The following is a 22,205-nucleotide window of genomic DNA, read 5'->3' on the forward strand; positions in this document are numbered from 1 at the left end:
AAATTTTGCAACTTCAGGGGAACAGTATACATCTGTTGCGAAAATAATATTTAATAAGTCTAAATAAAAATAAATGAAAAAATTTATACTTTTAATTTTACTGTCGATGTGCAGTGTTATAAGTTATGCTCAGCTAAATGGAAAAGTTGTAGATAATAACAATGAGCCTATTCCGGGGGTAAGGGTCTCAATAAAAAATTCAGACAAAGAAGTAATAACCGATATCGAAGGGAAATTCAAAATTGAAACAACTTCAAATGACAAGGAGTTAATTTTCTCTTTCTTAGGATTTAAAACAAAAGTCATTACAATTGCGGATTTACAAAATGATACAACAGTAGTTTTATATGAGGGGAATGAGCTTTTAGAAGAAGTAGCGATTACCAATTTGAAAAATAAGTTTTCAAGAAAAAAGACGGCTTATGTAGCTAAATTACCTTTAAAAAATATTGAAAATTCTCAGGTATATAGCACTATAACTAATCAATTATTAATCTCTCAAAACGTTAATAATTTTGAAGATGCATTAAAAAATGCAGTAGGAGTAGATAAATTATGGCAGTCAACAGGTAGAGCAGGAGATGGTGCAGGTTTTTATTCTATAAGAGGATTTGCAACACAGCCTCAATTGGTAAATGGGATGCCAGGTATAACTAACGGATTCATTAATCCGCTTAACGTAGAAAGAGTAGAAGTAATAAAAGGACCTTCAGCAACTTTATTCGGTAGTACTATAACATCTTATGGAGGTTTAATTAACATTGTAACTAAAAAACCTTACAAAGGTACTGGCGGTACTATATCTCTAGGAGGCGGATCTTTTGGATTTAAGAAATTAGCTTTAGATGTAAACACTACCGATGCTAGTGAAAAATTTTCAATACGATTTAATGCAGGTTTCCAATCAGAAGATAGTTTTCAAGATGCAGGTTTAAGAGAATCGGTATTTATGGCACCAGCAATTTCTTACCAAGTAAATGATAAATTAACTTTAAACTTCAATTATGAAGTTTCAGGAAATAAGCAAACAAATCCAGTATTCTTATTCTTTAATAGATCTGTGCCATTAGCATTTAATAATTTAGAGCAGTTAAATTATGATCCAAATTTATCATTAACAGATAATAGTATTCTAATAAAAAATCCTACACAAAATTATAGAGGAGAAATTGCTTATAAAATTACAGACAACTGGTCTTCTCAAACTATAGTTTCTGGTGGTAGAGCTGAGTCTAAAGGTATTTATACATTCTTATGGAACTTTGCAGATTTTACAACTAATCCAGCTGCACCAGCACCAACACCTTTCTTCAGTGTTTTTGCGCAAAGATCAGATGCAGAAACAAACTCGTTCGATATCCAACAAAACTTTACAGGAGACTTTAAAATAGGAGAAGTACGTAATAGATTATTAGTAGGAGTAGATTATTTAGAAACTCAAAATATAGATAAAAGCTCAGAGTTTAGAACTTTAAATGCTATAACAGCTCAAGGACAACTTTTACAAGGATTACCAACAAATGCTAATAGTGTTAATTTAGCATTAACTGGTGTGCCAAATTCAGATATCAATGTAAATCAAAATGTATTAAGTGCTTATGTTTCTGATGTTGTTAATATTTTACCTGAGTTATCTGTAATGGCAGGAATTAGATATGATCGATTCGACTATCAAGGAGATAAAAATACAGATGTAGACGATGCTACTGAATATACTAAATCAACATTTTCACCAAAAGTAGGGGTAGTATATCAACCTATTTTAAACAAGGTTTCTGTTTTTGCGAATTATCAAAATGGATTTAATTATGTAAATCCTGAATTAGCACCAGTAAGTTTAACAGATCCAACAGCAGGTTTACAATTACGTTCTTTCGATTTAGAAAATGCAGATCAATTTGAAGGTGGAGTAAAAACAAATTTATTTAGTAATAAACTAGAAGCAACACTGAGTTATTATAATATTACTGTGAGTAATAAAATCATAGGTTTTGGACCAGGAAAACAACAAGATGGTGAAATAAAAAGTCAAGGGGTTGAATTAGACTTTAATGCGTACCCAGTTGATGGTTTAAACCTTAGAGGAGGTATTGCATATAATGATTCAGAAATAGTAGAGTCAACATCAAACCCATTACTAGTTGGTGAAAGATTTGGAGAAGCAGGAGCTGAGTTTACCTATAACTTTTGGGCAGATTATAGATTCCAAGAAGGAACGATTAAAAACTTAGGAATTACAGCAGGATTCAACGGTTCTAGCGATTACAATACCATGGAAGGATATCCTAATGTAGGAGAGTTTATATTACCAGCATATACGGTTTTTAATGCAGGATTGTATTATGACCATGCAAAATTTAGAGTAAGTTTTAATGTAAATAATTTAACTAACGAGGAGTATTACAAAGGCTGGAGCACTGTTACTCCTCAACAACCAAGAGCTTACTTTGGAACTCTAACCTATAAGTTTTAGTGTATAGTTGTGTATCAGTTTAATCCTTTTTATAACAAAACTCTAAACTATTTTGGTTTGGAGTTTTGTGGTTAATAATTATGAAATGATTAGTGTTTTACTTTTACTAACAGTAATAGGAACTTTTTTAAGGTATAGTACCTCAGAAAAAGTTGTAGTATCTAAAAAAACGTTTTTAGATGTATTGCTAAATAAATCCTTTGCGTATAAAAAAATAGTAGGAGGATCATTGCTTATTGCCGCATTGCTGGTATCAATTCTATGTAATGGAGTAACCTCAGGTGTATTTATATGGCTATTCATGATTACCATAGTGATAAGTTTGTTAGTAACTCTATATCCTTTACAATTGATAAAAACAGTTTATGTTTTCAGCTTTTTAGTATTGTTAATACTAACAGAATTAATTTTAAATTATGCCAGCTAATCCAAAATATTTAAATAAATCTCCTTGGCAACAATTTGCAAAGGTCTCAGCAGGAATTTTAGGTGGGTATATAGTCACAGCACTTTTGCATATGTGCTTACCATTATGGTTTCCTTACCCTAAAGAGATTTTAATCACTTCTATTTTTACAGTTTTTATTGTTTGGGGAGCCTTGTTAATCTTTCCCTTTTTATTTAAAAATGGTTGGAAAGCTTGGGGAATGTATATGATATTGATACTGATTTTATATATAATTTATGAATTAGGTAATTCAAAAAATCCCTTTATTTAATGAGTAAGCGGAATTATAATGTGTTTTTTAATACACATACAGTAAGCGGAATTGTTATTAGTTTTGCCTTATATATTATTTTCTTTGCAGGAGCTTTTGCTTTGTTTAAAGATGAAATTAAGATTTGGGAAGAAGGCAAGTCTGTAAACCATATCAATAGAAAAGATGTTAACTTTGATCAGTTATTTGAAAAATTAGATAAAGATTTTGATTTAATCGGTAGAGATTTAGAAATTGGTCTTGGCAAAAATGAAGATGAACTATATGTATATCTGTTGCCTAGTCAGGATACCACGGCTTCTGAGAGAAGTAAGCAACCTCAGTTTTTCTCTTTAAACATCCAAACAGAAGAAAGAAAACAGTATCATGAATATTATGGAATAGGGGAGTTCTTATATCGACTCCATTTTTTTCATCAAATTCCTACTATCGGAATTTATTTAGCGGGTTTTGTAGCTATATTTTTTCTGTTCGCAATAGTAACTGGAGTTATTGTACATTGGAAAAAAATAATAACTAATTTTTATCATTTTAATCCGAAGAATGCTTTAAAAAGGGTTTGGTCTGAAGCACATACTGCTTTAGGTATTATAGGATTACCATTTCAATTTATTTTTGCAGTAACTGGAGCTTACTTTTGTCTTTCAATTTTAGTATTACTTCCTGCTAATTTTCTTTATAATGGAGATCAACAAAAGTTAATAGAAAATATTCGTCCAGAGCGAAAAACATATGCTTGGGTTGAAAAAATAGATACAGAACTACCAAGTTTCAACAGTTTTATAAAAGAGTCAGATAGTTTTTGGAATGATTTCCAATTTTCTAATGCCTACATAAGGAACTACAGAGGAAGTAATATGAAATATATTCTTCAAGGCGAGCTAAATGATAAGGATAGGTTTGTAGGAGTAGGAAGAATAGTATTCGATTACGAAAATGGAAAGATAAATGCAGTAAAAAATCCTGAAAAATTAAATTATGTTGAAGATATACAAGGGGTATTAACTCGACTACATTTTGGAAATTTCGGAGGGGTGATTGTAAAAATCATCTACTTTATTTTAGCTTTAATTACCTGCTTTGTTATACTGTCTGGAGTATTATTGTGGATAGAGTCTAGAAATAAAAAAAGTATGACTATTCAACAGCGGTTGTTCACAGCCAATGTTGGACATATTTATTTAGCTATTTGTTTATCAATGCTACCAGTAACTGCAATTTCATTCCTTTTTAGCAAAATCTTTCATGGTTATTTTCAGAATAAACAGTCGTTTATATATTATTTCTATTTCTTGTCTTGGTTAATTTTCATTATTTATTTCCGTTATAAAAGAGATAATTATAAGATTAATAAACAGAGTCTACTAATAGGTGGATTAGTAGGATTGCTAATTCCAATAGTAAACGGAGTTGTATCTAACCAGTGGATATGGAAATCAATAGAGAATGGACAGTCTGATATGCTAACTATAGATATACTTTGGTTGTGTATTGGAATAACAAGTTTAGTAGTGTATACAAAGGTCTCAGAAAAGGTGAAAGAACAAAGTGCATTTTCAAAATATCCTATCGATTATAAAAACGTAAACAATTTAGAAGAATCAATACATAAAAACTTAATAATTAAAGATAAGAATCACATACCTATGAGAACAAAAATTATAATGTTGTGGGTTATACTTGTAATAGGGTTTATCATACATCATGTATATGGAATAGCAGACGTTTACTTTAAAGAATCATTACTTATAGAAGGTTCAAACGGAGAAATACCAGGATGGGCGCATCAATGGAGAATTCAATTAGAAGGGGTAGCTTTTTTATTTGCAGTGCTAACTATTCAACTCTCAAAAAACTGGTTTAAATGGGTTTCTTTAGTTTGGGCAATTTTAGTTGGTTTATTTAATATATATCATTTTATAACAGCCTTAATCTATGAAATTACAAACGTATCTGAAATATTAGTTTTAGCGACTATGGCCATTGCTAATATCTTTTTAATTAAAGAATTATTTACTTGGAAACCGTATACTAAGTAGAGGCTAAAAAAGTCTTCTAAAAGTATGATTCAGAATCTAAAAAAGGAAATTATTCAATTTTAAATCATACTTTTAGAAAGTCTTTCAAGTTAAAATTGATACTTTAATGTAAGCATTACATATCTTGATAATAATCTATAATCAGTTATAGAACTACCATTGTCATTTATTGTAAATTCTTGAAAAGTATCAGTATTAAATAGGTTTTTACCTACAAGAGAGATACTGATTTTAGGTGATTTAATTTTATATTCAGCACTAAAATCTGCAAAATAATAGACACTATTTTTTGGATTTAAATTGCCGAAAGAATAACGTTCTGTTTGGATATCAAAATTGAATGTATCATTAAAAATAAAAGATAAGTCTAAAAATGTATTATTGTTTGTATAAGATTGGTTAAAAGTAGTAGCTATAGAATTGGTGGTCCATTTAGTTCCCAAGTGATAATTAAACATACTATTAAAACCTGATCGCATTTCTACACCATAGCTATAATTATCTGTTTTTACTTCCCTTAGGTTTGAGTCGTTAATAATATTTTTATAATTAGAACTAGAATAACCTAAAACTAATTTTATGTTAGAAGATAAGCTATTGACAAATCTGTTTAAATTTGAAGAAATACCTAATAGACTCTTATCTTCAATTAGAATTTTACTTGATTGAGTATAATTTTGTGTTAATTGTGTATTAGTAGAAAAGAAATCATGATACTTATTGTAAAATATAATTGTATTAGCAAAAAACTTTCCTCCCCAGTCCCCAAATTGATGATTTAAATTAAAACTAGAAGCATTAGTTTGATTAAAAGTACCAGTTCCTCTATTAAAATTCTGATATCCTGTTAAAACGTAATTATTATATACATCTAAAACATTCGCATTGGTTCTATTTATAGAAGCTCCCATTGTTAATTCATTCTTTTCTCCAATATTCCATTTGAATTCAAATTCAGGATTAAAAAATATAGGAACTTCCTCATTTGAGTTGTTTTCTGTATTAAAACGATTATATAATACGTGAACTCCTAAGTTCCCCATTAGAGCGAGTTTATTAAACTTTAGTAAATACTTACCTTTAATAAAAGTATCATTAGTAAAATAAGTTAAATCGTTAGAATACTCGTTTGGGGCAATTTCTACATTTAGATTCTGTTTTAATAATAAATCAGAATTCAAAACATCCTGTCTTAAAGAATTTCCAAATCTTAACTCTAATAAATTACCACCTTTTTTTCTATTAAGAAAATGCCCTTCAAAAGCAATAAAATTCATAGTATTTTCAATTAACTGAGAAGCAGCATTAGCATTTGTGTTAGGAAATAAATCTTCGAATAAAAAAGAGTTAAAATCTACCAAGTAGTTTTGAGGTGATTTATCAAAAATGTATCTACCCGTTAATAAAAAGACTTTTCTTTTATTTAATTTGTTAGTGTAAACAATTTTTTGATCAAAAAAAGTGTTCTTGCCTTGTAGAAATTCGTCAATGCCTTCATTATTAAAAACTAAATTACTACTTTCAGTATAATTACGATAATTAAATTTTGAGGTTAACTCTAGCGTTTTTGTTTTTGAAAAATCATAATTTAGGTCAAACCTTCCAAAAGCTATTTTTTTCTTTTTTCTTAAAAAATAACTTTCTGTATTCATAAAGTCAGTATTACGAACTTGATAGTTTTCAATTGAATTCCTGAAAAAGTTATTTTCATCTGAATTTAAAAAAACTAATGACTTAATCTTTAATTTTTTTGATGGATTAAAAATTGCGTTTAATGAAAGCAATTCGGCATTATTAAAATTAGTTCTAGTTTCTTTAAACTTTGGAACAAAAGCGTCTAAAGATACTAAAGAACCTGTAGTTTGTTCATCTCCTAAACTAGAAACTTCATTCATTCTGTAAGGTCTAATTAGATGTTCAATTTCTCCAATTACATCTGTACCAGTATTATTAAGATTAGTTAAGAAATAATATTTATTTTTTTTCCCAAAGTTCATTAAGTTTCCTTTCATAGTATAAATATTTTCAGAACCTAAACCATATCCTAATGCCGAATTACCAAACCATATTCTTTTAGCCTTTTCATTTAAGATTAAATTTAAGGCAACTTTTTTGCTATTTTCTATTCCTTTTAAATGTTTGTTTTTAGAGTAATTTTTTAATAATTCTACTTTTTTGATAGGATCATTGGGCATATTCTTTGTTAATAGTTTATACCCTTTTTCAAAAAAATCATCGCCTTCAACCATTACTTTTTCTATTTCTTTATTTCCCACTCTAATTGTGCCATCCGCATCAACTTCAACTCCTGGTAAATTTTTCAAAACATCTTCAACTACTTGTTCATTACCTCTTAAAAAAGATTTAACATTAAACGTAACAGTATCCTTTTTCACTTTTATAGACTTATTTGCTTTGATCACAACTTCTTGTAATTCAAGTTTCTTTTCTGTTAAATTCAGATTTACAATTAAGTTTTTATCAAACTTTTTAATGTCTATTTTCTGATCCTGATATCCTAAAGAAGAATAGTTTATCACAAAACTTTTTTGATTAGAAACATTTAAAAGATAAGATCCATCAATGTCTGTATAGGTGAATGCAATTATTTTATTACTTAAACTATCTTTCTTAGCTACAACATTAACAAAAGGTATTGGCTTTTTTTCAGCGTCAACAATTTTCCCGCTAATAGTTTGCCCTACAGAAACTCCAATGGAGTATAAAAAAATGAATATTAAAAAACCTACCTTTTTTCCCATCTTCTATATTGAATAATTATTCAAATGTTTTTTCAATATTATGATCAGTTACTGAATTTACTGTTATTCTAGCTCCTCTAGGTAGTTTAGCATATAGCTTTTTTAATAACTCATCTGTTGAATTGTTTTTATAGCTAGCATATTCTTTAAAAGAAATTTCTTTTCCATTACTAGGAATTTTTAACTCAACAGAAGTACTGTTTTTAGTAGCTATACTGCTTAATGAGAACTTAATATTTGTATCTTTTGACTCTATTTGCACTATTAAACCAGGTAGTCCATGGAATTTCCAAGGTCCATGTATTGTTGGTATTTCAGAAGTATACCATACTTCAAATTCTCTTCCTCTAAATTTTAGTTCTGCTTTTTTACAAGTATAGTTGCCGAATTTTTTTTCCTCAGAACGAAGTTCCCAGTTCATTGCAGGTAGATCTTCCTTAACTATGTATGGTAAAAAATTACCGTTTTTAGTCGCAAAATCTCTAAATACAATTTCCTTTGTAGTTAAATTTTTATAATATTTTTTTCCAATACTATCTTTTACAACTTTGGTGAATCTTCCAACTCCTGTATCATCCATATGAGCAGAAGTTTCAGTAGAATCCATGCGTTTAAATGTAGAAAGAGATTCTTTCCCTAAAACTTCTAATTCTATATTATAAAATTCTTTTAAACCAAAATTAGAATACGTATAGTTTGCCCTTAAGTAGGTTTTCTTTTGGCCGAAAATAGTAGATGATAATAGAAGTATTATCGCTAAAAAGAAATATTTATTTTTCATGATTGTGGTATTTTAAAAGAGGTCGAAAAGTTTCGACCTCTTGTAGTTAAAATAATTAAGGTTACTCAACTAATAATTTAATTGCTTGACACTTAAGCCAACTAACATCAGTAATAGTAATATCTAAATTATATTCTTTTCCATCGTCAGTAGTTCCCTCTACATGAATTGTGCAGTCTCTGAACTCTGTAGAATCTTCTGATAAGTTAAATTCTGATTCAGTATTTTTAATCTTGTTGTCGCTAAACCCTTGAAAAGAAAATAACGAAACTGCTAAAATTAAGGCTAGTTTTTTCATGGTTGAAATAATTATTGTTTCATAACTTCCTTAAGCATTGTACCAGCTGCTTTAGCACAGTCGTCAGCCTCAACAGTTACTACTAAATCTACTTCTTTCCCATCATAAGTACCTTTAATAGTGACTGGACATGATTTAAAATCTTCGATAGATTCTGTATCAATCTTGTTAACTAATCCATTTTCAGTGTTGATTGCGAAGATGTTTGTAGCAAAAACGAATGCTCCTAATAAAAATAATTTTTTCATTTTTTTAAATTTTTAAAGTTGTGCTTACTCTTTTTTTAAGGTTTTTCAGCTTCCCTCCCTTTTGTTGCAACAGTTAGATTTTATTCTTAAAATCATGAAATGATGAATAGAAGTGTATAAGTATTATTCTAAATTTATTTTTTGATTTTTAGTATAATAAGTTGAGTTATTCAACTGCTACTGCATCATTTACACTGGCAAATATATAGGCGGTTTTTAGTGTTCACAAGAAGTCTATATCTCCATTCATGAATAGCGACTCTGTATTCACGAATTCAGACTCTGTATTCATGAATGAAGGTGTTTTATTTGTTGATTTTCAAAGCTTTGTTTGTTTGGTTTAGAATTTGAAGACTATTAAGTATTTTTGTTGTCAAATTGATAAGAATGCACAAAAATCCGTATCAAGTTTTTAGTAATTATATTTTAAGAACACCGATGTTTTCATTGAATAGTTATAATAAGCTTACTAAATTTGATATGATAGATGAATTATCTTTTAATTCATTTATTACTTCAAGCATATTTAAAGAAGCTATCTACTTAGCATCACCTGAATTTTTCACAATTTTTGAAAGATATATTAATAATGATATAAAAGACTCTAAGAAAAAACAGCGTATAAGAAATTCGATTCTTAAATATATTACTAGAACTTGTAGTAGATGTACTCCTTTTGGACTATTTACAAATTGTAGTGTTGGTAGTTTTTCTGATAAAACTGAGATTCAGTTTGAAACCAGCAAGATGTATAAACGGGTTACACGTTTAAGCATGGATGTACTTGATGAACTATGCAGAAATTTACTGCAAAATGAAGAAGTTAAAGAAAAAATAAAATTTTATACTAATAATAGTTTATACGCATTAAGTAATCAATTTAGATATATTTCATATGAAATTCAAAATGGAAAACGTATTTATAATTTAGATGGTGCTGTAAAAACAGAATATTTAGAGGCGATTATAGAAGAAGCTAAAAAAGGCAAAAGCATAGATGAATTAATAACGTTAATTGTTAAGGATAACATAACCAAGACAGAAGCGAAAGAATATATAAGTGCTCTTGTAGACTGCCAAATTTTAGTACCAGAACTAGGAATAAATCTTACAGGAAAAAACAGTTTAGATCATCTGATAGATATACTAAAATTAAGACATATCGATTCCAATATTATTAATAGATTACAGCAATATCAGAAATCACTACTTAATTTAGATGAAAATTTTAGCAATACGAAAATAGATTATAACCTATTAATCGAGCAATTAAAGAATAAAGATAGTTTATCTAATCATAAATCTTTTTTCCAAACAGATGTCATGGCAACATTGCAAAGTAATGTGTTGGATAAGTCAATAGTACATCAACTAAAAAAAGCTATGGTAATTTTAAATAAAATGTCTTTACCTTATGAAATTGAACGATTAGCTAATTTTAAAAGAATATTTAAAAAGCGCTTTGAAAGTCAAGAGGTAGCTCTTAGTTATGTTTTAGATACTGAATTAGGACTAGGGTATGATATGGCTAAAGATACCATAACTCCTTTATTAGATGATTTAAAATTAACTCAGCCCAAAAAGCTATATAAAAGTATTATATGGACAGAGGTTGATGAGATATTATTAAAAAAGGTGTTATTTACTTTAAAAAATGGATCTAAAATAATAGAATTAACTCATGATGATTTCAAAGATTTTGAGTCAAAATGGGATGATCTTCCAGATACTATATCCACTGTAATTGAAATAGTAAATTTGGAAAGTGGTAGTCAAATTTTTTGTAACATGATAGGTGGAAGTAGTGCGGCAAATTTAATTTCAAGATTTAGTCATTTGGACAGCTCCATAGACAATCATGTTTCGCAAATACTTTCATTGGAAGAATCCATAAATCAAGAAAAAATCATAGCAGATATAGTTCACTTACCTCAGTCTAAAGCGGGTAATTTTATCTATCGTCCTACACAAAGATCTTATGAAATTCCTTATTTAGGGAAATCAATATTATCTTCGAAAAGACAAATAGATATAAACGATATTATGATTTCTATGCATGGAGAAGAAATCATACTAAGATCTAAAAAATTTAATTGCCAAATTTTACCAAGACTTACAAATGCGCATGTACCTAGCTCGCAATCTCTACCTTTGTATCGATTTTTATGTGATATTCAATTAGAAAAGAAAAGAGAAGGAGTTTGCTTTAAATGGCATAGTTTATTTAATAGTTTTTCATTTCTGCCAAGAGTAACTTTTCAGAATATTATTTTTTCTAAAGCTAAATGGATAATTAATATTTTAGAAATACAGCATTTGTATAAATTGTCAAATAAAGATGATGTATTTAAAGAGTTTCTAGATTGGGGAAAAACTCTTGAATTACCAAAATATGTTCAATTGGTAGAAGGGGATAATACTTTATTAATTCATACTCATAATTCAGATTGTATAAATATGTTATTGGCAACTGTAAAGAATAAAAAAAGTTTTGTTTTAGAAGAGTTCTTATTCCATAATACTAATCTGGTAACAGACAATAGAGATTTTTTCTGCAATGAATTTGTTGTTTCTTTTTTTAATAATAAAAAACTAAAGGATATTGAAATTAAAGAAAACTAGGAAGCTTAGAAGAAGTTTTACCATTGGAGAAGAATGGATATACTATAAAATTTATAGTGGTATTTCTGTTTCAGATACTATTTTAATAGATGTGCTTAAGAATATAACCGATCAGTTAATTGAAAACAATATAATTCTAAAGTGGTTTTTCATTAGATACTCTGATCCAGAACCACATTTAAGAGTTCGTTTTTTAATTAAAGATATCTCAGATTTTGGATTGGTAGTAAATAGTATTAGAAAAGATTTGTCAGTATTTATTAATAGTGGAGAGATTTGGGATATACAGTTGCACAGCTATAATAGAGAGCTGGAACGTTATGGAGAAACTACAATTAATTTGGCAGAATCTATGTTTTTTTACGATACTGATATGGTATTGAATCTCATAAGATATAACCTTGACTCTGAAGACTATTTTATGTACATATTAAAAGCAGTTAATGATACTTTAACTTTTTTTGAAATAGATGAACATAAAAAACTTAATTTAATAACTCAAGTAAGAAATTCTTTCAGAAAAGAGTTTAATATAGAAAAGACTTTGAATAAGCAATTAGATAAAAAATTTAGAAGATTAGAGCCTAAAGTATCTAGTATTCTGAATTTCAGTAAAAATGATTTTAATTTACCTGCATTGAAATCTATTGATGGTAGAAACGTAAATTATAGACCTATAATTGATGAATTTGTTATGATGAATATGAATAAAGAATTATCAGTTCATATGGATGAATTAATAACAAGTTTTATCCATATGACAATAAATAGAAGTTTTCGTTCAAAACAACGGTTACATGAAATGTTAATATATGATGTACTATATCGTTACTATAAATCTAAAATAGCCAGAAATGAATAAAATACGATTGTTATTTTTCTTTTTAATCATAGTTACATTTTGTAATGCTCAAAAAGTTCCTGATTCGCTTCTGCAGAGATCATATGATAAGCTTTTTGATTTATACAATAGTGGCGATAAACTAGAAAATACTTATAATTATGCCCAAGCGTATTTGAGAAAGGCTCTGGGTGATAGAGATACTACAAAAATATTGACTGGATATTATTTAAATGCCTTACTATGTAAAGAGAAGAAGCGTTTACAATATTATGACAGTATTCTTGATCTTACAAAGTACTATCAAGATGAGACTTACCCGACTGCAATTTATATATCCCAAGGTGACTTCTATTACAGAAAAAAAGATTTTAATACAGCTTTAGATTATTATTTAAAAGCTAAATCAACAGCAGAAAAAACAGATAATAAATTCTTAATTTATAACAGTAATTGTTTTATTGGTAAAGTTAGGGATAGAACAAAAGATTCTATAGCAGCTTTAAATATTCACAGAGAAAATTTTGTATTTGTAAAAAATAATATTTCAAAGTTTCCATCGGCAATTCATTTACAAGCATTATATGCTTTAGCCAACGCATATAATAACACACAGGTATTAGATTCTGCATTATATTATAATAAAATAGGTTTAGAGTTAGCTCGTAAAACTAATTCAACAAATGAGTTACATCTTCTTTTATTAAATGATGGTACTACACAGTACTATTTAAAAAATTATGGAAGTGCTATTCAAAGTTTGAGTAAAGCTAGGGATTACTTCAAAAAAATAAATAATAAATCTAACTTATCGGAGAGTCTTTATTTTTTGGGAAAAAGTCAAATGAATGTAAATGAAAAAGAAGAAGCTATCAACAATTTTAAAATCATTGATACTATTTTTCAAAAAACAAATGACTTATTACCAAGATTAAGAGATTCCTATGAATTACTTATTAATTACTCTAAAGAAACTAAAAATTTAAATCAACAGTTATATTTTTTAAATAACTTAATTAAACTAGATAGTATAATTACAACTAATGAAAGTTACCTTACAAACAAATTAATTAAGAAGTATGATATTCCAAAGATTGTAGCAGAAAAAGAAGCAGTTATTAACGAACTTGAAAGTAAAAATACTATCAATAAAAAAATTATTTTATTAATCGTTTTTGTTCTTATGGTGGTATCAATTTTATTATATCTACAATCGGTTAAGAAAAAGAAGTATAAAGAGCGTTTCGAAGCAATTATAGAACAAAGTAAAATAAATATACAAAAACAAAAAGTAGTAGAACAAGATCAAAAAAATGATCCAAAAATTAATGAAAAAGTTAAAAAAACTATTAATGTTCCAGAGGATATTGTAAATGAAATTTTTAAGTGCTTAGATAAGTTTGAAGCAGAAAAAGGATATCTGAATACAAATGTGAATATTCAAGAACTAGCAAAAAATTTTAAAACGAATGCTAACTATTTATCCAAAGTAATTAATCATTATAAAAAACAAAACTTTACTACTTATATTAATTATTTAAGAATAGACTATGTAATTGACGAATTACAAACAAATAAAACGTATCGAAAATTTACGATTAGAGCACTGGCTAGAGAGATTGGTTTTAAATCTTCAGAGTCTTTTTCCAAATCTTTTTATAAAAAAACAGGGATTAAACCCTCTTATTTTATAGAAAATATAGAAAAGAGTTAACTTGTTAATTGTTTGTTTATTAGTGTTTTATATAGTGTTATTCATGAATCAAGACAAGCATTTATAAAATGGTAAGCTTTTAGTTGAGTTTCATTCGTAATTTTGGATTGACTAAAATTTAATTACTCACTAATCAAAAAACCATATCATGAAAACATTAAAATTAGACAACTTTAGAGTATCTGCTTTATCAAACTTACATGCAGTTAGAGGTGGAGATGATGATTCAGAAACTGGACCAAGTATATGTGTGGAGTCATCTAGTAAATGGGTTACACCATCTCAAGCAGGTGGTGGTGGAGGAAATGGTAAAGTAAGTGCAGTTATAATAAGATAAATTATATAAATGCTTTTTAATAATGCAAAGATATGGTTCATATTCTTTGCATTTTTACAATTTTAATAAGTTTAAAATATGTTTACTTCCCAAATATCCATTAATCATATATATATTATAGTATTGATTTTATTATCAAGCTGTAATAATAGTAAGTACATATCTATAGAAGATCAAAATATACCTCTATCACAAGTAGTAAAGGAAGAAAAAGTTAAAGATTGGAGTCATAAAGATATTTTACTTGATTCTATACCTGGGATTAGTTTAGAAAGGGCATATAATACTATTTTAAAAAACAAATCAGGAAAAGAGGTCATTGTAGCTTTAATCGATACAGGTGTTGATATAAATCACAAGAATTTAAAAGATCACATTTGGATTAATGATGATGAAATTTTAGATAATAATCTTGATGATGATAAGAATGGTCATATAGATGATATTCAGGGGTGGAATTTTTCAGGTAATGATAAGGAAGAGACTAATAAATATAATCATTATGATTACACTAGAATTGTAAGCGCATTTCGTGATAAATACAAGAATAAGGATGAAGATGATATTAATTCTTCTGATTTAAATGAATTTAAGATGTATAAAAGAGCTGAAAAAAGATTAAAGGAGAAAACCAAATCTGTGGCTCAAGAAAAAGAATATGCACAAAATGTTTTTATATGGAAAAACAAGGCTATTGAGATTTTAAAAAATAAAACCAAAATCGAAAATATTACAATTCAAAAGCTCGATAGTATAAAGAAATTGTATGCAAAAGATTCTATTATACAATTAAATATTAAGATTGCAACTGGTTTCATAAAAAATGGGTACACTGATGATTATATAGATGGATTAAAGTTAAGAGCAAGTAATATGCTATCAAAACAACTTAATGTTAATTATAATGAACGGAAGGTAACTGGAGATGACCCTAATGATATGGCTAACACTAATTATGGGAATTCTGAAATTAATGCAGACATTAACTTTTTTACTCATGGAACTATAGTAGCAGGCGTTATAGCTAAAAACACGCCTGAAATTAAAGTAATGCCGCTTTGTATTTCTGGTTTTGGTACTAAACATGATAAAGATATAGCACAAGCTATTTATTATGCTGTAAATAATGGTGCGAAAGTTATTAATATGAGTTTTGGTAAAGATTTTTCTTTACACAAAGAGTGGATAGATGATGCTATCAAATATGCAGAAAAGCATAATGTTTTAATTGTAACTTCAGCAGGAAATGACAATGATGATATGGATAATATAGAAAAGTTTAATTATCCAGATGATAGAGATGAAAATGGAAAAGAAATTGTTTCCAATTTTTTGAAAGTAGGAGGATCTACATACAATATAAATGAAGATTTAAAGTATGGATATAGCAATTACGGTTTGAAAAATGTAGATCTATTTGCGCCTGCAGAAAAGATATATACTACTTTTCCTGATAATAAATTTAAATATGATACAGGTACTTCTTTAGCTTCTGCAATAACAGCTAAGATTGGAGCATTGTTGTATTCATATTATCCAAAATTGACATCTTCTGAAGTGAAAAACATACTTATGGATTCAGGAATCAAATATAACTTCAATGTGAAAGTTTCTTCAAAAGAAAACAAAACTATTCCTTTTGATAAACTTTCAAAGTCAGGTAGGGTTTTAAATGCTTATAATGCTTTTATAATGGCTGATAGCATTATATCCCATTAATTTTTATTTGGTAGCTGAATTAAAATGTATATCAAAACTCTTTCCTTTCAACTATTATATTTTTAAAATCCTTTACTAAAGTTTGTAGTAGTCTTTTATCAGAATTTGTATAAAATATATTTGGATTTATTTGAGATGAATTAGTGTTTAGTAGGTCTTCTTGAGATAATATTCTCTTAGTTTGTCTAGCTACGGCTTCACCAGAATCAATTATATTTATAGAGTTGTTTGTAATTCTTTTGATAACTGGTATTAAAAAAGGGTAGTGAGTACACCCTAGAACTAAGCAATCTATATTTTGATCTAGCATTGGGTTTAAGTATTTCTCGAGTAATAGGTACATTTCTTCAGAGTCTATTTTACCCGCTTCTATTAGTTCTACTAAACCTTCACCAACTTGTTCTATAATATTGATATTATCATCAATTTTTGAAGATGTTTTTTCAAACAGTTCGCTATTTAATGTGCCTTTAGTTGCAAGTATACCAACAGTTTTTGTTTTAGTTTGTAATGATGCTGGTTTTATAGCGGGTTCAATGCCAATAAACGGTATGTTATAAGAGTTTCTTAAATGTTTTATTGCGTTTGTAGTAGCAGTGTTACAGGCAACAATAATAAGCTTGCAATTTCTCTTTAATAGATATTCTGTATTCTTAATAGATAATTCAGTAATTCTTTCCTTGGATTTTTGTCCATATGGAGCATTAATGCTATCTGATAAATAGATAGTTTGTTCATTAGGTAAAGCTTTATGAACTTCTTTCCATATTGAAATTCCTCCAACACCAGAATCAAATATACCTATGGGGTTTTCAGCTTCTAAGATCATCATTACTTCAAAAATAAAAATCCTACCTCAAAGAAGCAGGATTTTCTATATTTATTATTGTTTACTATCGTTAGATTAGAATCCTAATTTAGCTTTTACAGCATTAAAGATATCTTCACCTTTTTCAAAAACGATTAAACCTTTACCTGGTGCAGCGTCTAATACATAAACAATATTCTTTTCAGCAGCTACAGCTTTAATTGCATTTTCAGCTTTTTCAAGAATAGGTCTAGTTTTTTCTTGGTATTTTTTAGCCATCTCTTGATTCATAGTTTGCTCAGCTTGAGCTATCTTTTGACGATCTTGTTGAACTTCAAGAGCTCTCTTTTGATTTGTCTCTTGAGTTTGACTCTTTCCTTCAGCTTCGTATTTTTTTACTTTAGCTTCTAAGGCTTTAAACATACCTTCAATATCAGCTCTATATGTTTTTTGTAATTTTTCTAATTCAGCTTTCAATGCCTTAGTTTCCGGCATTTCAGCAAGTAATTTGTCGGTATTAATATGTGCAGTTTTCTGTGCATTTACCACTCCACCTAAACCAACCGTAAAAATTGCAGCTAATAATAACGTCTTTAAATGTTTCATGTTTACTTTAATTTAAATTTTTGTTCTCTTTTCTATTTTGTTAAATTGTGTTTATTCCTTTTTTTCTTCTGATCCTGATGACTCTTCAAGTTTCTTTTTCTTAGCTTCTTCTCTTGCCTTTTTTAAAGCTTCTTTCTTCTCTAATAACAATCTTCTTTTTTCTTCTCTAGCCTTTAAGCGCTCTTGCCTTTTTTCTTCAATGGCTTTTAATTTAGCTTCTCGGTCACTTAATCTTTTTTGTTTTAAAGCTTCTTTCTTTGCTTCTCTAGCCTTAGCTTCTTCAGATTTTCCTTCGCTATCTAATAGCTTCTTTCTTTCAGCTATCTTATCACGCTTGTCTTGCTTTTTTACATCTATTTTAATGAGTTTTAAAACTAGTGGGCTAATATCGTGTTTTTTATTAGAATATAACATCACCAACTCACTTGATTTGTCAAAAACAAAATCATATTTTTTTCTTGAAGCTATTGTTTGAATAGCATTATAAACTTGATCTTGGATAGGTTGAATTAACTTCTTTCTCATGATATACATATCACCATCAGGTCCAAAGTATAATGATTCAAGTTTTCTAAGTGCTTGTTGTTTAACTTCAATATCCTCTTCGCGTTCTTCAATTAACTCTTGAGTTAAAATAGCTTTTTCGTTAGACAAATCAGTTTTCATTACTTCAATTTGTCTAGCCTCTTTATCTAAATTAGCTCTCCATTTGGCAACTTTATCATTTAAGGCGTTTTGAGCTTCTATATATTGTGGAATACTTTGTAAAATGTAATCCATGTCTATGTAAGCAAGCCTTTGATTTCTTTGCGCACTGCAAATACTTATTACAAAAAGTAAAAGAACGAAGGTTAAATTAATTTTTTTCATTATTTATAATGTATTTAGAAAAAACCGTGCCAAAAAACCAAACTCTTGCAAATGTAGTATTTTAGAACTGTCTTCCAATGATAAAATGCGTCTGCCAACCAGATTTTTCTGTAAATCCTGGTAGAGGATCAAATCCATGAGCGAAATCTATACCTAATAAACCGAAAGCAGGCATAAAAATTCTAACCCCTAATCCAGCAGAACGTTTTAACTCAAACGGATTAAATGTACTAAAATTGTCATAAGCATTTCCAGCTTCTAAAAAGCCTAAAGTATATATAGATGCACTTGGTTTATCTGTAATTGAATAACGTAATTCTAATTGGAACTTATTGTAAATAGATCCTCCATTAGCAGAAGAGATTCTTTGGTTTTGATATCCACGTAAACCTACAATTTCTCTACCGTCTAATTGTCCTTGAGCAATACCATCACCACCAACAAAATAACGCTCTACAGGAGTTAATCCTAAATCATCATTATATGATCCTAAAAATCCCATTTCAAAGTTAGACATTAATACTAACTTGTTAGCTAAAGATGTATACCATTTCCCTTTAGCTGATAATTTATAGTATTCTAACCACTTAAATCGATCTGCTAAAAAGTCTTGAAACTCACTTTCAGTTAAACCGTCAGAACTATTTGATAAATCTTTACCATTAATTAAAGAGTAAGGTAAAGTAGCTTTTGCCCTTATGCTGAACTCAGAACCATAAGTTGGGAAAATTAAACTTGGTCCAGCTGAGTTTCTACTCAATGCTATAGTATATGCTAAGTTGTTTAAGTCCCCATTACTTAAAATAGCGTTAGAAGACCCAACTCGGTATTGGAAGTTGTTTAATCCAATTCTTTGATAACTTATACTTTGAGAAAGTGAGAAGAAATCATCAGGCCACTGTAATCTTTTTCCAAGTCCAACTGTTGCTCCAAAAATATCTAAACTTCTATCACGATTAACCTGTCTAGTTTGAAAATCAAATTGAAACTGATTTGAGTAGAAGAAAGAGAATTGTAAAGATTGAGGTTTTTTACCACCTAACCAAGGCTCAGAAAAAGATAAACTATAGGTACTATTGGTTCTACTTGCCTGTAATCGTAAAGATAAACTTTGTCCATCTCCCATAGGAAGAGGTTGGTAAGCATCTTTATTAAAAATGTTACGGATAGAGAAGTTGTTAAATGAAAGTCCTAATGTACCGATGAAAGCACCACCACCAAAACCTCCTTGAAGTTCTATTTGGCTTCCTCCTTTTTCAACAACCGCAAATTCTACATCAGCTGTCTTATTTTGATAATCAGGTTTTACATCAGGAGTTACATTTGTATCAAAGAATCCTAACTGACCAATTTCACGAATAGATCTGATAATATTCTGTCTACTAAATAAATCACCTGGTTTTACACGAAGTTCTCTATAAATAACATGATCATTGGTTTTATCATTACCAACAACAGTAACTTTTCGAATAGTAGCCGGTTCATCTTCTCTAATTCTAATTTCTACAGTAATAGAATCATTTTGAACTCTTGTTTCTACAGCATTTACAGAAGAGAATAAATAACCGTTATTGTGATATAATGTCTGAATGTCTTGTGAATCAGGTGTTCCATCTCCAGAAATTCTTTCTTTAAGAACTTTTCCGTTGTAAACGTCCCCTTTTTCTATTCTTAAGTAACGTTTTAGGAAATCATCAGTATATTTTTGGTTTCCAACAAAAAGAATATCGCTAAATCTGTATTGTCTACCTTCCTCTAATTCTATTTCAAGATTAATAGTGTTATCATCATTCCAAACTAATCTATTATCTAAAATTCTAGCATCTCTATACCCTAATTCGCTATATCTTTCAAGTACTGATTCTAAATCTTCTTTAAAATCATCTTCAATATATTTTGAAGATTTCCAAAAACGACCTAAAAATTTTCGTTTGGTATTTTTCATTACACCTCTTAACTTACCGTTAGAAAGTGCTTCATTACCAATAAAGTTGATGTTTTTAATTTTAATTCGATCACCTCTATCAATATGAATAAACATATCTACGGTATTCGTATCTGAAGTGTCTTTTTTGGTAGTTAAAGATACTTTAGTTTTTAAGTATCCTTTATCGGTATATTTTTTCTTAAAGTAATTTCTAGTTGTTACAATTAAGTTGTCCGTTACTTGAATACCTTTTTTTAATTCTGCTTCATTTTGAAGTTCCCTAGCTTTCGCTTTTCTAATACCAGTAATTTTAATATTATTTAGCTTAGGGAGCTCAATAACATCAAACTGTAGATATATAGTATTACCATCAATTTTAGACAAATAAACATCTACTTCACTAAACTGTTTACTTTCATACAGTTTTTTAATCGCACTAGTTAGTTTATCTCCCGGAAGTTTTATAGGCTGACCAATAAGTAGTCCTGTATATACTTTAACAGCATCTTCACTAAACTTTTGAAGTCCAGTTACTGAAATGCCTCCTAAAATATATTCTTTGCCTCTTTCGTAATTAAGTTTAGTTGGTTTTGTTGTTTCACCTGGACTAATAGTGTCTTTAGGTGATTCTTCTTGAGCTTTAGCAATTGTAATAAAAGCAATAAAAAATACGATAAAAAATAAACTTTTACCCATTGGTATCAATCTGTTCACTGGTCTTTCCAAATCTTCGTTCTCTATTTTGATAATCTAATATTGCGTCAAATAAATGATCTTTTCTAAAGTCAGGCCACAGTACATCAGTAAAGTAAAGTTCGGCGTAAGCCATTTGCCATAGCAAAAAATTACTTATTCTCTGTTCCCCACTTGTGCGTATCATTAAATCAACATCGGGCAAATTAAATGTATATAAATGATTATTTATAATTTTTTCGTCAATTTTTTTTATATCAATTTCGTTATTAACAACTTTTTTAGATATGTTTTTGATAGCATTAACAATTTCCTCACGACTACCATAACTTAGTGCGAATGTTAATGTTATCTTAGTATTTTTACTGGTTTCATCTATGACGTGTTGGAGTACTTTTTGAGCCTTTTTAGGTAGTTGTTCTAAAGCCCCAATACTATTTACTTTTATCCCGTTTTTATGAAAATCTGGAAGTTCTTTCTTTAAAGAAGAAATTAAAAGTCCCATTAAAGTGTCTACTTCTAATTTCGGTCTTTTCCAATTTTCAGTAGAAAAAGCGTAAAGTGTGATAAATTTTGAGCCAATTTCTGAAGCTCCGGCAACTGCCTCTCTAACTGCAGTTAATGCGTTTTTATGGCCGAAAACACGTTGCATCCCTTTGTTTTTAGCCCAACGACCATTTCCGTCCATAATAACGGCAATATGATTGGGGATTTTATTTAGGTTGATGCTTTGTAGTTTTTCACTCAT

At 28.7% G+C, this 22,205-nt stretch carries 18 protein-coding genes; 8 read left to right on the forward strand and 10 right to left on the reverse strand.

Annotation, left to right across the window (positions count from 1 at the left end; all coding sequences use genetic code 11):
* The first annotated feature begins 73 nt into the window (after window positions 1-73).
* Complete coding sequence (locus tag BVC87_RS07715; protein WP_075341792.1) at window positions 74-2,473, forward strand: TonB-dependent receptor; 2,400 nt, start codon at window positions 74-76, stop codon at window positions 2,471-2,473.
* Between the two features lie 78 nt (window positions 2,474-2,551).
* On the opposite strand, the gene BVC87_RS07720 is transcribed toward BVC87_RS07715, so the two are convergent.
* The gene (locus BVC87_RS07720; RefSeq protein WP_143569740.1) at window positions 2,552-2,776 is read right to left on the reverse strand and encodes a hypothetical protein; all 225 of its coding nucleotides are present in this window, start codon (window positions 2,774-2,776) and stop codon (window positions 2,552-2,554) included.
* A 113-nt stretch (window positions 2,777-2,889) separates the two neighbouring features.
* On the opposite strand from BVC87_RS07720, the gene BVC87_RS07725 reads away from it, so the two are divergent.
* Window positions 2,890-3,192, forward strand: coding sequence for a hypothetical protein (locus tag BVC87_RS07725; RefSeq protein ID WP_075341794.1), 303 nt, complete (start codon window positions 2,890-2,892; stop codon window positions 3,190-3,192).
* Entirely contained in the window at window positions 3,192-5,231 is a 2,040-nt protein-coding gene (locus BVC87_RS07730; protein WP_075341795.1) for a PepSY-associated TM helix domain-containing protein, read from the forward strand. Before BVC87_RS07725 ends, BVC87_RS07730 begins: the two co-directional genes overlap by 1 nt.
* Window positions 5,232-5,320: 89 nt before the next feature.
* On the opposite strand, the gene BVC87_RS07735 is transcribed toward BVC87_RS07730, so the two are convergent.
* The 4 genes from BVC87_RS07735 to BVC87_RS07750 form a co-directional block, all read right to left on the reverse strand.
* Window positions 5,321-7,993 (reverse strand): TonB-dependent receptor, encoded by a 2,673-nt coding sequence (locus BVC87_RS07735; protein WP_075341796.1) that lies wholly within the window; start codon window positions 7,991-7,993, stop codon window positions 5,321-5,323.
* A gap of 16 nt (window positions 7,994-8,009) precedes the next feature.
* Entirely contained in the window at window positions 8,010-8,774 is a 765-nt protein-coding gene (locus BVC87_RS07740; RefSeq protein WP_075341797.1) for a GLPGLI family protein, read from the reverse strand.
* Window positions 8,775-8,835: 61 nt separating this feature from the next.
* Window positions 8,836-9,072, reverse strand: a complete 237-nt coding sequence (locus tag BVC87_RS07745) for a hypothetical protein (protein WP_075341798.1) — start codon at window positions 9,070-9,072, stop codon at window positions 8,836-8,838.
* An 11-nt stretch (window positions 9,073-9,083) separates the two neighbouring features.
* The gene (locus BVC87_RS07750) at window positions 9,084-9,320 is read right to left on the reverse strand and encodes a hypothetical protein (RefSeq protein WP_075341799.1); all 237 of its coding nucleotides are present in this window, start codon (window positions 9,318-9,320) and stop codon (window positions 9,084-9,086) included.
* Between the two features lie 387 nt (window positions 9,321-9,707).
* On the opposite strand from BVC87_RS07750, the gene BVC87_RS07755 reads away from it, so the two are divergent.
* From BVC87_RS07755 to BVC87_RS07775, 5 genes are all read left to right on the forward strand, one after another.
* Window positions 9,708-11,942, forward strand: coding sequence for a lantibiotic dehydratase family protein (locus BVC87_RS07755; protein WP_075341800.1), 2,235 nt, complete (start codon window positions 9,708-9,710; stop codon window positions 11,940-11,942).
* Complete coding sequence (locus BVC87_RS07760) at window positions 11,923-12,804, forward strand: thiopeptide-type bacteriocin biosynthesis protein (protein WP_075341801.1); 882 nt, start codon at window positions 11,923-11,925, stop codon at window positions 12,802-12,804. The genes BVC87_RS07755 and BVC87_RS07760 overlap by 20 nt, the downstream gene beginning before the upstream one ends.
* The gene (locus BVC87_RS07765; RefSeq protein WP_075341802.1) at window positions 12,797-14,497 is read left to right on the forward strand and encodes a tetratricopeptide repeat protein; all 1,701 of its coding nucleotides are present in this window, start codon (window positions 12,797-12,799) and stop codon (window positions 14,495-14,497) included. Before BVC87_RS07760 ends, BVC87_RS07765 begins: the two co-directional genes overlap by 8 nt.
* Window positions 14,498-14,645: 148 nt before the next feature.
* Window positions 14,646-14,834, forward strand: coding sequence for a hypothetical protein (locus tag BVC87_RS07770; RefSeq protein ID WP_075341803.1), 189 nt, complete (start codon window positions 14,646-14,648; stop codon window positions 14,832-14,834).
* 78 nt (window positions 14,835-14,912) lie between these two features.
* Window positions 14,913-16,553, forward strand: coding sequence for a S8 family serine peptidase (locus tag BVC87_RS07775; protein ID WP_075341804.1), 1,641 nt, complete (start codon window positions 14,913-14,915; stop codon window positions 16,551-16,553).
* A gap of 31 nt (window positions 16,554-16,584) precedes the next feature.
* Here BVC87_RS07775 and murI read toward each other — a convergent pair whose 3' ends face one another.
* From murI to BVC87_RS07800, 5 genes are all read right to left on the reverse strand, one after another.
* Window positions 16,585-17,385, reverse strand: coding sequence for a glutamate racemase (gene murI / locus BVC87_RS07780; protein ID WP_075341805.1), 801 nt, complete (start codon window positions 17,383-17,385; stop codon window positions 16,585-16,587).
* Between the two features lie 72 nt (window positions 17,386-17,457).
* Window positions 17,458-17,967, reverse strand: coding sequence for an OmpH family outer membrane protein (locus BVC87_RS07785; protein ID WP_075341806.1), 510 nt, complete (start codon window positions 17,965-17,967; stop codon window positions 17,458-17,460).
* Window positions 17,968-18,018: 51 nt separating this feature from the next.
* Window positions 18,019-18,747 carry an OmpH family outer membrane protein gene (locus tag BVC87_RS07790; RefSeq protein ID WP_234974649.1) on the reverse strand — a complete coding sequence of 243 codons (729 nt, stop codon included), beginning with the start codon at window positions 18,745-18,747 and terminating at the stop codon, window positions 18,019-18,021.
* A gap of 151 nt (window positions 18,748-18,898) precedes the next feature.
* Window positions 18,899-21,460 carry an outer membrane protein assembly factor BamA gene (gene bamA, locus BVC87_RS07795; protein WP_075341808.1) on the reverse strand — a complete coding sequence of 854 codons (2,562 nt, stop codon included), beginning with the start codon at window positions 21,458-21,460 and terminating at the stop codon, window positions 18,899-18,901.
* A complete protein-coding gene (locus tag BVC87_RS07800) occupies window positions 21,453-22,205 on the reverse strand; it encodes an isoprenyl transferase (protein WP_075341809.1) in 753 nt (250 codons plus the stop codon). Before BVC87_RS07800 ends, bamA begins: the two co-directional genes overlap by 8 nt.

Source organism: Tenacibaculum agarivorans, assembly GCF_001936575.1.
In the GTDB taxonomy this organism is placed as follows: domain Bacteria; phylum Bacteroidota; class Bacteroidia; order Flavobacteriales; family Flavobacteriaceae; genus Polaribacter; species Polaribacter agarivorans.